Origin of the sequence: Methylotuvimicrobium sp. (assembly GCF_050611805.1) — a bacterium.
Classification (GTDB): domain Bacteria; phylum Pseudomonadota; class Gammaproteobacteria; order Methylococcales; family Methylomonadaceae; genus Methylotuvimicrobium.
Genome location: NZ_JBNGHF010000087.1, coordinates 1 through 11994 on the forward strand (window position 1 = coordinate 1; position 11994 = coordinate 11994).

11 protein-coding genes are annotated in these 11994 nt (G+C 46.5%); 9 read left to right on the forward strand and 2 right to left on the reverse strand.

All coding sequences use genetic code 11. The annotated features are described in order from the left end of the window. Nucleotides 1-484: 484 nt before the first annotated feature. The 4 genes from ACRJJO_RS21205 (at nt 485) to ACRJJO_RS21220 (ending at nt 5220) form a co-directional block, all read left to right on the forward strand. Nucleotides 485-718: a FeoA family protein gene (locus ACRJJO_RS21205; RefSeq protein ID WP_014148944.1), complete on the forward strand. Its 234-nt coding sequence runs from the start codon at nt 485-487 to the stop codon at nt 716-718. Then, on the forward strand, nt 718-3042 hold the full coding sequence (gene feoB / locus ACRJJO_RS21210) for a Fe(2+) transporter permease subunit FeoB (protein ID WP_431067559.1): 2325 nt from the start codon (nt 718-720) through the stop codon (nt 3040-3042). The genes ACRJJO_RS21205 and feoB overlap by 1 nt, the downstream gene beginning before the upstream one ends. Then, nucleotides 3023-3244 carry a FeoC-like transcriptional regulator gene (locus ACRJJO_RS21215; RefSeq protein WP_125219880.1) on the forward strand — a complete coding sequence of 74 codons (222 nt, stop codon included), beginning with the start codon at nt 3023-3025 and terminating at the stop codon, nt 3242-3244. The genes feoB and ACRJJO_RS21215 overlap by 20 nt, the downstream gene beginning before the upstream one ends. Before the next feature lie 311 nt (nt 3245-3555). Beyond that, on the forward strand, nt 3556-5220 hold the full coding sequence (locus ACRJJO_RS21220) for an ATP-binding protein (RefSeq protein WP_431067560.1): 1665 nt from the start codon (nt 3556-3558) through the stop codon (nt 5218-5220). Between the two features lie 33 nt (nt 5221-5253). Here the strand turns inward: ACRJJO_RS21220 and ACRJJO_RS21225 are convergent, their stop codons facing one another. Both ACRJJO_RS21225 and ACRJJO_RS21230 read right to left on the reverse strand, forming a co-directional pair. Further along, nucleotides 5254-5790, reverse strand: coding sequence for a putative metalloprotease CJM1_0395 family protein (locus ACRJJO_RS21225; RefSeq protein ID WP_431067561.1), 537 nt, complete (start codon nt 5788-5790; stop codon nt 5254-5256). A 247-nt stretch (nt 5791-6037) separates the two neighbouring features. Beyond that, nucleotides 6038-7174, reverse strand: coding sequence for a PP2C family protein-serine/threonine phosphatase (locus ACRJJO_RS21230; RefSeq protein WP_431067562.1), 1137 nt, complete (start codon nt 7172-7174; stop codon nt 6038-6040). 202 nt (nt 7175-7376) lie between these two features. Here ACRJJO_RS21230 and trkA point away from each other — a divergent pair, with 202 nt between their 5' ends. The 5 genes from trkA (at nt 7377) to ACRJJO_RS21255 (ending at nt 11941) form a co-directional block, all read left to right on the forward strand. After that, nucleotides 7377-8744, forward strand: coding sequence for a Trk system potassium transporter TrkA (gene trkA / locus ACRJJO_RS21235; RefSeq protein WP_431067563.1), 1368 nt, complete (start codon nt 7377-7379; stop codon nt 8742-8744). Between the two features lie 11 nt (nt 8745-8755). Beyond that, on the forward strand, nt 8756-10210 hold the full coding sequence (locus ACRJJO_RS21240; protein WP_431067564.1) for a TrkH family potassium uptake protein: 1455 nt from the start codon (nt 8756-8758) through the stop codon (nt 10208-10210). A gap of 24 nt (nt 10211-10234) precedes the next feature. Further along, nucleotides 10235-10549 (forward strand): hypothetical protein, encoded by a 315-nt coding sequence (locus ACRJJO_RS21245; protein WP_431067565.1) that lies wholly within the window; start codon nt 10235-10237, stop codon nt 10547-10549. A gap of 325 nt (nt 10550-10874) precedes the next feature. Then, a complete protein-coding gene (locus ACRJJO_RS21250; RefSeq protein ID WP_431067566.1) occupies nt 10875-11288 on the forward strand; it encodes a hypothetical protein in 414 nt (137 codons plus the stop codon). A gap of 20 nt (nt 11289-11308) precedes the next feature. Further along, nucleotides 11309-11941 carry a MarC family protein gene (locus ACRJJO_RS21255; protein WP_431067567.1) on the forward strand — a complete coding sequence of 211 codons (633 nt, stop codon included), beginning with the start codon at nt 11309-11311 and terminating at the stop codon, nt 11939-11941. The last annotated feature ends 53 nt before the right edge of the window (nt 11942-11994 follow it).

An 11994-nucleotide genomic window follows, 5' to 3' on the forward strand; every position in this document is an offset into this window, starting at 1 on the left:
TCCCCTAGCGGGCTATTCTCGGCAAAATCGCCAGTGCTCGGCGCGGCCTAACGGGGCCCAGGGAGGGGTACCATAAGTTAAACCAAATTGACTAAGCGTTCCAGGAAACAGGTTAACATATTGATATATTAGTTATTTTAATGTGTTTTCCCTGCCGCCCCCCTTTCTAATAGTTGTCGAAGTTATTTCATGCTCGTTCCTAACTATCTGAGATAATTTAGGTGCTGGGTGAACGGCAGTCCTCGATAGACAAATCCCGTACCTTTTATTCTTAGACGGTTTCTCGGTCAAAAGGGACTATTTTGACCTTTCTCATGCACGAATAATCAAGGCAAGAGACGCGTACTGCGCTCGACCCGCCAATATCAAGCAAGTTCGGAAAACCATGTTTTGACGTTAAGTCTAGTTATGATATAGTCATTTAATGAGAATCATTATTACTTATTATATTGTTTTGGGTTTCCAAGACTAAGAGGCTAAGCGAATGAACTTAAGTTTAAAAAACCTCATCGTTGGCGATTGCGGCCGCATTACCGGCTTCGATAAATCTGCAAAGGCCTACCGGAAACGTTTGTTGGCGATGGGTTTAACGCCAGGGACACAGTTTTGTGTCACTCGCTTTGCGCCAATGGGGGATCCTGTCGAGATAAAACTGCGTGGTTTTTCATTGACATTGCGTAAGGATGAAGCTTCCGTCTTATTGATCGAGAAAATTTAATGGCAATCGATTTTACGATAGGCGTCGTCGGTAATCCGAATTGTGGTAAAACGACCCTGTTCAACATTTTGACCGGTTCTAAACAGCATGTAGGCAATTGGCCGGGTGTGACCGTCGAAAAGAAAACCGGAGAATACCGCTTCGATCATAAAATCGTGCGTGTGGTCGATTTACCGGGTACCTACTCCCTGGAAGCGGCCGATGACGATGTTTCTCTCGATGAGAAAGTAGCCAGAGACTATGTTGCGGCTAGGGAAGCGGATTTGATCATTAATATCGTCGATGCGTCAAACATTGAGCGTAATCTATATTTGACTTCTCAGCTCCTGGAAATGCGGGTGCCGATGATGATCGCACTGAACATGATTGATGCCGCTCGACTAAAAGGCGTGGCGATCGATGTTGATGAACTTTCCAATTTATTGGGTTGCCCGGTTGTACCAATCAGTGCATCGACCGGAGAAGGAATAAGGCATTTAAAGGAAGTCATTAATCGTGCCGCGCAGGATAAGCCCATTCCGAGTCTCGATATTCCTTATGCGCCGGCTTTAGAACAAGCTATCGACAAGTTATCGCCGTTATTGCAACCGCTGGCCGAACAGCACCGTTGCGACCGGCGTTGGTTGACTGTTCGTTTGCTCGAAGACGACACTTTAGCTAAACAAATTGCCGGTCATGAACTCAAAGGGACTGTTGCGGCTCTGCAACGACAAATAGAAACCGAAGCTGCTGACGAGATCGATATTCTAGCCGCCGATGCTCGCTATGGATTCGTCAATTCATTGACTCAGCGTTTCGTGATCCATACTCAACAATTAAATCGGCATACTACCGAGCGAATTGATGCCTTGGTATTGAATCGCTTTTTAGGCATACCGATTTTTTTGCTGGTGATGTATTTGATGTTCATGTTCACGATTAATATCGGCAGCGCTTTCATAGATTTTTTTGAACAAGTGACCGGAGCATTTTTTGTCGATGGTTTAGCGTTTGTATTAAATCAAATGAATTGGCCGGACTGGTTAGTGGTTTTAATCGCTCAAGGCGCGGGCGGAGGGGTGCAAGTCGTCGCGACGTTTATTCCTATTGTCGGGTTTTTATTTTTGGTGTTGTCCGCTTTGGAGGATTCCGGCTACATGGCGCGCGCCGCTTTTGTGATGGACCGTTTTATGCGCATGATCGGTTTGCCGGGAAAATCTTTCGTGCCGATGATCGTCGGTTTCGGTTGTAACGTACCAGCAATCATGGCAACTAGAACGCTGGAAAATCAACGTGATCGGATTCTAACCAATATGATGAACCCGTTCATGTCCTGCGGCGCTCGGTTGCCGGTTTATGCTTTGTTCGCGGCGGCTTTTTTCCCGGTCGGCGGACAAAATTTAGTGTTCGGATTGTATTTGATCGGCATTGCGGTGGCGGTTTTTACCGGCCTGATTATGCGCCATACCTTATTCAAGGGCGAGGCTACACCATTTATCATGGAGCTGCCGGCTTATCATATTCCGCGCCTGCGGAGCGTTTTACTCAGAACTTGGGATCGACTCAAAACTTTCATTTTCAATGCCGGTAAGGTGATCGTGCCGATGGTATTGGTTTTGAATTTTCTCAATGCTATGGGTACGGATGGTAGTTTCGGTCGTGAAAACAGCGATCAATCGGTATTGAGCGAAATCGGGCGTGGTTTGACGCCGATTTTTAAACCTATGGGCATAGAGAATGACAATTGGCCTGCCACGGTCGGTATTTTTACCGGCGTGTTGGCTAAAGAGGCCGTAGTCGGTACTTTGAATGCTTTGTACAGCCAAATGGCGTTCGATGATGCTGAGGTTGACGATGAAGGTTTTGATTTAGTCGCAGCCCTGAGTGAGGCGGTGAAGACGATTCCTGAAAACTTATTGGGTGTTGCCGGTAATCTGTTGGATCCATTGGGGCTCGACATTGAAACCGCAGTCAATGACCAAGAAGTCGATGCAGGAACTTACGGGGCAATGCGAGTTAGTTTCGACGGTCAAGCCGGGGCTTTCGCCTACCTATTATTCATTTTATTGTATGCGCCTTGCGTTGCGGCAACGGCGGCGATCTATCGAGAAACTAACTTAGGTTGGACATTGTTTGTCGTCTTTTGGACGACTGGTATTGCCTACATGACCGCGACATTTTTTTATCAATTATCGACCTTTAGCGATCACCCAAGTTATTCGTTGACATGGTTGATTGGGCTAAGTCTTTTCTTTTTATTGGTGTTGTTAGTGTTGCACTTATCCGGGCGAAACTCCAGCAACCCCGTTCAACAGGAGAAAACCGGTGATACTGTCCGATCTTAGAAACTATATTAAGCAAAGGCATAAAGTGGCGATGGTTGATCTGGTCAATCATTTCGATATGGATGCCGACGCGATAAGAGGCATGTTAGGTAAATGGATCAGTAAAGGAAAAATTAAATCGTCATCGCCGAATGGGTCGTGTGGAACCAGTTGTTGTAAATGCGACCCGGCATTAACCGAATTTTATGAATGGATTGATTAGGGAAAGATGAAAGGTGAAAGGGGAAAGGTGAAAGGTGAAAGGTGAAAGGTGAAAGGTGAAAGGTGAAAGGGGAGTACCGCTGTTTCCCAAGCTCCAGCTTGGGAAATCGGTACGCGAAGCTCTAGCTTCGCGAAACAAAGCGCATAGGCGCTATTTTTTGCACGATGGCTTGGATTGATAACAATTCAAATCGTTTGACGGCGTGCTTTCTCCCCAAATTTGAAATGACCGCCAAAAAACTTCCTAACGAAGTTTAAAACTTAAATTTCGTCTAGAATGCTTAATATCTTTGAATTGATAGGAAGCATATAATGTCCGAGCAACCCTTAAATAGTATTCTAATCGGCTATCTTTCCGAAGTGCGCGGAGATGGCATGGAGGCCAGAATAGCCGAACAGCATTCTTCCGACTTGCCGATTATTCGAATTGGTAACGAAGAAATCCTGGCCGGTCATATTGGTTCGTATGTCGTTATTAGACAAGGTGTAATCGGCGTGCTGGCCCTGGTTTTTAAAATGTGGGAGCGAGATCGTTTCGATTCGGTCGGGATACGTAAGGCGGACCGTTTTATCTCGTTGATTCCGGTCGGGGAAATCCAGGAAAACGGCAGCTTTGTTCGCGGCGTTAGACATTATCCGACACCCGGTGCTAAAGTGTACGCGGTCGGCTTAAGCGAAATTAACGCTATTTTTTCTGCCTTTAGGGATTACGAATTTTTTATCGGCCAGTTAGCATCGCATAAGGAATATCATCTCAGTCTCGATCCTCGCGCCTTGTTCGGGCGGCACTTCGCGATCATCGGACAATCCGGCTCGGGTAAGTCCTGGACCGTCACTAGCCTGATTCAACATACCATCAAGGCCATGCCGAAAGCGCATTTGATTATGTTGGATTTACATGGCGAATATTGTTGGAAGGACGATAATGGCACAATTCAATCTGCCTTTCCTAGCGACATGGTCAACTATGTCGATGCGATGGATATGGAGATGCCTTATTGGATGATGAGTTATTCAGAGTTAGTCGATCTCTTTATCGATCGCAACGATAACGGCGCTTCGATGCAGATGGCATTCATGCGTGAAATCTTGCAACAACTCAAGCGGAAGGAAGCAAAGGAAATCGGTTTAGGCGTGGTTTCGATCGATACGCCGATTTATTTTTCACTGGCCGAATTGTATATGCAGTTCAAGAATGCCAATGAAGAGCGTAAGGATTTCGGTAAAAGTAAAGGTGCCTTATTTGGTCAATTCGACGAATTTTTAGTCAGAATGCAGAGTCGATTCAATGATGTTCGTTATGATTTCTTGTTAAAACCGAAAAAACGCAATACTTCAGCCGGCATGGCCGATTTACTGCGGCAGTTCATCGGATTGGGCGATAACAAGGCCAATATTACCGTTGTAGATCTAAGTTCGGTGCCGACCGATGTTAGGCCGGCGGTTTCCGCACAAGTGGGCCGGTTGGCCTATGAATTCAATTATTGGAACCCGAGACGCCGGGAATTTCCGATTACGCTGATTTGCGAAGAGGCTCATGCTTATATCCCGCGTGAAAAAGGCGGTCAGTTCGAAGGAACGAAAAGGATGATGGAGCGTATCGCAAAAGAAGGGCGAAAATACGGCGTTTCGATCGGGGTCATTAGCCAAAGGCCGACCGAATTATCGGAAACGATGTTGGCCCAATGCAGTTCGTTTTTCTGTCTGAGAACCACTAACCCAGACGATCAGGCTTATATACGCGGTTTGGTTCCGGAAGCCGAAGGCGACTTGACCGATATCTTGACCTCTCTCGGAAGAGGTGAGGCATTAGTTCTGGGTGAGGCTGCGCCTTTGCCGACGCGCGTGCAGATCTATCGTCCCAATCCCGAGCCGAAAAGTAATGACGTGGATTATTATACGGGTTGGCGTGAAGGCCCTGACGATTTGGATGTGGATCAAATTGTGCAGTTATGGCGCACTCAAACCAGAAAATAAACCATGCCTTTCTCTTTCGGTGCACAACTGCTTTTAAACGGCGATATCGATGGCTGTGCCAAACTGAGGGCCGGCGTTTTCCTGCGTTTGTTTGAGAAGTTCAATTCTGGCATCACTCGCCATTCTGGCGGCGTTGGCTGCCACACTAAAATCTTGAGCGGATGGTTGCGCCGGAGCAAGTGCCGCTCTGCGAATAGATTCGGCTTTTCTTAGCGTTGCCTCCGGATCGCCGGGGGCCGGAGAAGTGTCGATTTGGACTTCGCCGCCGATGGCGTAGCGGTTTCCGTCGGGTCCGGTTTGATAGGAAAAGCTTGCGCCGCTGACGGCAATGCCTGCGGCCGCATTTATATGCGCTTGCTCATGAGCCCTGACTTCGGCGTCCCGGGCCTTTAATGCCTCGATTTGACGCTGTTCCTCAATAGAAAAATGCGCATCATCCGCAAGGCTTGTGTCTCGTCCTTGGATTTGAGTGTCGTTTTCGGCAGCGTTAGGATTTTGTTCGGCAGCTACCGTATTTCGAAAATTAAATCCTACAAAAGCGGGTTGAATGCTGGTTAAGTCCGGCAGCATAAGCTCACCTTTTGCCAATGGTTCATTCGTTTGCCTGCACGGTTCGATAGGGTTTAAAAATTCCGCTTATCCTAAAAAGAGCAGGTGAGGGCCTCAAACTACCGTTCGTCCTGAGCCCTGTCGAAGGGTGAGCGGTAGTTTGAGGCCTCACTAAGCCGGTGAAAGTGTTGTAGACCCTTCATGCTTCGACTTAGCTCAGCACGAACGGTCTACAATACATGTCAACTGTTCTTTTTAGGCTTATCGGTTAACGGCATTTAACAGAGAGACAAGAAATATCATCGTGAATTTCATTTTTTTGCATGTAGTCGGATAATTCGGCTTGAATGGCTTGTATTCGTTGTCCCGATGTAGATTGTTTTAAGGTTTTCAACAACCAATCATGGCCGGAACATTCGGAGAGAGGATCTTCAATGTCGACGAGTCCGTCGGAATAGAAAAATAATTCGCACTCTTGCTGCCATTGCCAGATTTCTGTGCCATCGTCAAATTCGTCATCGTCCAGGACGCCGGCGAATGTATGTTGCGATTTGAATGCTCGGATCGGAATGCCTTGAAGATCCAGAGCCCATTGGTCGGGTAAACCGCCGTTCCATATTTCGATCAATTGATTGCGGTAATCGACCATGCCTAGGGCTAATGCCACGAAATGCCCGGCCGGTAATTCTTCTTTTAGGCGATTGTTGATTTCTCTAGCAATGCAAGACACCAATAATCTTTTTTGGGTCATTCCTTGAAAGACTTGATTGACGATGATGGTCGGCAGCGCCGCCGCAAGGCCGTGTCCGGTCGAGTCGGCCAACATAAAATAAAGCCGGTCGGGGCTGATACGTTTAACGCAAACTAAATCGCCGCTAAAACGTCTGGCTGGCAGTAGCCAATAATTCAACTGCGGGTCTTGTAAGTCGTTTTGATGAATCAAACGATCGAAAATCGTCTGCGCGAAATGTTGTTCGACTTCATTTTGGTCTTGGTAGGCTTGGAGTTGGCGATTTCCCTCAATGATGCTGTTTTGCATCTCGATCGACCGTTCGATGCTCGTTATTTTCGCATAGAGAATCGCTGGATTGATGGGCTTGGGCAAATAATCGTCGGCGCCCGCCTCAAGGCCTTTGACGATATTATCCTCGCCGTCGACAGCGCTCAAAATAAGAATCGGAACCCATTTGTCGATATTCAAGGCTCTGATTTTGGCAGTCGCTTCAAAGCCATCCATGACCGGCATCATGATATCCATCAGTACCAAGTCCGGATGTACGTGATTGAATTGTTCGATGGCTTCGAGTCCGTTTTCGGCAAATAGGATTTGATGCGCTTTTCTCGATAATAGCTTAAACAGCATCAGTCTATTTTGCTCTATGTCGTCTACGACCAATATTTTCATGGCTTGATGTGATTCGTGTAAGTTGAACTATTGTGACGCAATTACCAATAATAGTTGTGCCTTGTAAAACCAGCAAGAAAATGAGGAATCTAAGGCTCGAAGCAGATCGGTAATTGCTATAAAATGAGCGGGTTTACCTTGATGTTGCGGTTTAATTCGAGCTTGGCATGAACTAGCTCAACTATGACGACTTTATGATTTAATGAAAATACTCATTTTAGGAGCCGGTATGACCGGCTCGTCCGTTGCCAGTGCTTTGGCAAGCGAAGAAAACGATATTGTTGTAATCGATAGAAAACCGGAATTATTAGCGGCGTTGAAAGAACGCTACGATATTGCTACGGTAGCGGGCAATGCGGCTCATCCCAGTATATTAGAGATGGCCGGTGTTCGCGATACCGATATCGTCATCGCGGTGACCGACCGTGACGAAACCAATATGCTGGCTTGCCAGATCATCAATACCCTATACAGTAAGCCTAAAACGATCGCTCGGGTAAGGGCAATCGATTTTCTTAAGCATCCCGAATTATTCAATCCTTATGGAATCGCGATCGATATCGTGATCAGTCCCGAGCAGATTGTCATGGAAGCGATTCATAATTTAATCAAGTTTCCGGGCGTTTTACATATTTCTTCATTTGCGGACGGACTAGTAAGGCTGTTTTCGATCAAGGCCGTTCCCGAGGGCTTTTTAACCGGCAAAAAAATAAAGGCGCTCAAACAAAAGCTTGCCAACGGAAAAATCCGCGTCGTGGCGATATTCAGACAGGGCGAATCGTTGGATGTCAATGGCGAGGCCGATATACTCGAAGGCGACGAAGTTTTTTTCGTATCGCCGAGGCATAAAATCCGCAAAGTATTGACCGAACTTCATACTTTGGAAGAACCGGTCAAAACGATCATGATCGCCGGCGGTGGCCATATCGGCAAACGCTTGGCGATGGCGCTCGAGCATAATCATCAAGTCAAGGTCATTGAACACGACCCGATCCGGGTTAAAAAAATTGCCAACGAACTCGAAAATACTGTAGTACTACAGGGCGACTGTACCGAAGAAACGTTACTCGTCGATGAACTCGTTGCTAAGACCGATTTGTTTTGCGCAGTCACTAATAACGACGGCGTCAATATTATTGCTGCCGCCTTGGCGAAAAAGTTGGGCGTCAAGAAAACGATTTGTTTGATCAATCATGGTTCTTATATCAAGCTATTGACCGGCAGTGAAATCGATGTCGTGGTTCAGCCGAATCAGGAAACTTTGGGGCATATTCTCAAACATGTTCGCAAGGGCGATGTCGCCAGGGTAAGTTCTTTGTGCGGAGGGAGCGCCGAAGCTATCGAGGCAATCGCACATAAGGACGAAGACGGCCGTTCATTATCGGTCGTGGGGCTTAGAGTCGATGAAGTGAAGCTTCCCGAAGGTGTCGTGCTAGGCGCCTTGATTCGAAATAAAGAAGTCATTCCGATTCATCATGATACGGTCTTCGAAGAAAACGATCATATCGTGATGTTCGCGCTGGATAAAAAGCTGGTTAAAAACATTGAAAGCTATTTTCAGCGCATTTAACGGACTGTCATATGCAAGCTAAAGTCGTTTTAAGAAGCATCGGTTTGCTGTTGATGATGTTCAGCACTACGCTGTTCCTGCCGTTGTTGGTTTCTTATATTTACCAGGATCAAGCCGAATTATTGTTTTGGCAAAGTTTTTTGATCCTACTGGGTGCGGGGGCCATGCTTTGGTTTCCGTTCCGTAATGAAAAGCGTCAACTCTATCATCGTGACGGTTTTTTGATCGTCGCGTTGTTTTGGATGATTCTGGGGACGATGGGAGCCGTGCCGTTTATTTTAGGCGATACGCCTAGTTTGTCGATCACCGATGCCGTATTCGAATCGGTTTCGGGTTTCACGACGACCGGCGCGACCATTCTCGAAGGTTTGGACGATATACCTAAGTCGATTTTGTTTTATCGGCAATTGTTGCAATGGTTCGGCGGAATGGGCGTTATCGTGCTGGCATTAGCGGTTTTGCCGGTGCTGGGTATCGGCGGTATGCAGTTGTTTCGGGCGGAAGTGCCGGGGCCGGTCAAAGACAGTAAGTTGACGCCACGTATCGCCGGGACTGCTAAGGCGCTTTGGGTGATCTATTTAGGGATCACGATAATCTGTGCGATCGCTTATCGCATTGCCGGTATGGATTGGTTCGATGCGATCGGGCATTCTTTTTCGACAACGGCTAATGGCGGTTATTCGACGCATGACGAGAGCATCGGCTTTTTCAAAAATCCAGCGATAGAAATCGTCGCGATTTTTTTTATGGCCGTATCCGGTATGAATTTCGCCTTACATTTTGCAGCATTGCAAAGTGCTTCGTTGAAAGTTTATCTATTGGATAGCGAGGCGCGTACCTATTTGTTGCTGATGATTTTATCGGGGTCAGTGGTCGGAGGAGTATTATATTATAAAGATATCTCTGATTTTTCGTTGTTCGATGCAATGCGGCATGGCATGTTTCAAATCGTCTCGTTTATGACCACATCCGGTTTTTCAACGACCGATTTTTATAACTGGCCAGGACCGGTGCCGGTAATGCTGGTGTTTATCGGCTTTGTCGGCGGCTGTGCGGGTTCGACGGCTGGAGGCTTGAAAGTCATACGCGTAATGTTACTTTATAAACAAGGTGACCGAGAAATCCAACGCTTGATTCATCCGAATGCCTGCATTCCTGTTAAAGTAGGTAAGGAAGTGCAGCAAGAACGCATTATCGAGGCAGTTTGGGGCTTTTTCGGTTTATATGTCGTATCTTTCGGAATTATCATGTTATTGATGATGGCCGGGGGGCTCGATCAAGTAACGGCTTTTTCCGCGGTCGCTGCCTGTATCAATAACGTCGGCCCAGGCCTAGGCGATGTTGCGACAAGTTTTAGAACGGTAAGCGACCCGGTCAAGTGGTTGGCATGTTTTGCGATGCTTTTGGGGCGCTTGGAAATATTTACGATTTTAGTATTGCTTTCACCGAAATATTGGCGTTACTGATTATGGCAATGATGGGTAAATTTTATGAATAGTCGGATCGAAATAGAATGCATTCAAAAAGAATTCGACGAGGTTTGTAAGCGCTGCGATCAATTACGTCATCAATCGATACAGGGCAATCTGAGTACAAAAATGGCTTATGAGCAATGCGCGCCGAGCCTGGAAATCAAGCGGCACAATACCAAACAGTATTTGGCTAAATTGATAGAGAATGATTCCAAATTAGATGAGTATTATTTGCAAAATACAAAAAAATCCTTACAGGAATTTGTAGAAGGCATACGAAATGCCGAATCGAAAATTCATAATGCTCGTATCATGCCTCCGTTTTTATATTAATAGCCCCTCGTCGTTCCGGAAGGGGCTGGATATCAATGTTCTTTTTCTGGCTCCCACGGTCCCCCGTGGGAACCCATACCAGGACTGCCCGAGGCAAGATCGGTATACATTCCCACGCTAGAACGATGGGAATGAGGAAAGGGGCCGGCAATTAATGTTCTTTTTTCTGGCTCCTACGGTTCTCCGTGGGAGCCCATACTTGGGCTGCCCGAGGCAAGATTGGTATGCGTTCCCACGCTAGAGCGATGGGAACGAGGAAAAAGGAAATAGTTTTAGTTTTTTTCTGGTTTCCACGGTCCTCCGAAGGAACCCATAATGTAAACCGATGACAAGCCGTAAAAATTCTACAAAGATTGTTTTAACCGAAGCAAATTTATTAGTGCCGCAAGTTAAGAGTAAGCGATTAGCGTTATTGGCTAATCAGGGTCTTAAAACGGATCGTTTCGAGAAATCGAGAGATTTAATCGATGGAAATGAAACGATTGAATTAACTCAGGAAGTTTCGGTTTTATTGAAAAATGCGGTGTTGACGATAAATCGCAGAATAGGCGAAATCAAAAAACGCTATCCGCCCGGTAAGCAAGATAAGTTGTTTGCGATTCGATACGGCGATCTTGAAAAGCTAAAACAAAGACGCTTGAAAGAGATTTTCGAGTTGCTTGATATAGAGAAGCCGACGAAATTCAATCTGATAGCCGAGTTGGATTATTTCGGGGTTAGAGTCAGTCATACCGACTAAAGTAAATTTTCCCCGGAAATATGATGATCGATACCGCAACGGTTGCTTTAGCCGCTTTATTTACGACGGTCGGACCATTGGATGTGGCCGCCGTTTTTACCGCGATGACTGCTTCGGCGACGCTTAAGGAACGACAGGTCTATGCGGTTCGCGGAGTCCTTAGTGCGACGATGATCTTATTGGTCTTTGCGTTTGCTGGCGACTTTTTATTGAATAGTTTGGGCATTTCGCTGGCTGCCTTGAGAACCTCGGGCGGTATTTTATTATTTTTGATTGCTCTCGATATGGTTTTCGCGCGTTCTTCGGGAGCGCTTACGACAACGTCGGCGGAAACCGATGAAGCCCGTTTGAGGCATGATATTTCGATTTTCCCCTTGGCGACTCCCTTGATTGCCGGTCCCGGGGCTATGGGCGTGATTATTTTGCTAATGGCCGATGCTGCCGGCGATTTCTCCCGTCAATTGGTCGTTTTGTCGTCATTATTCATTATCATGTTTCTGACACTGTCGATTTTGTTAATGGCTAGTCAAGTCCATCGGTTTTTAGGTGTTACCGGCATCCAAGTTATTACCCGGATTTCGGGGATTCTACTTTCGGCATTGGCGGTTCAGTTTGTTTTTGACGGTATCGAGCAAAGTGGTTTGGTTGGGTAGGTGAAAGAGGAAAGAGGAAAGAGGAAAGAGGAAAGAGGAAAGAGGAAAGAGGA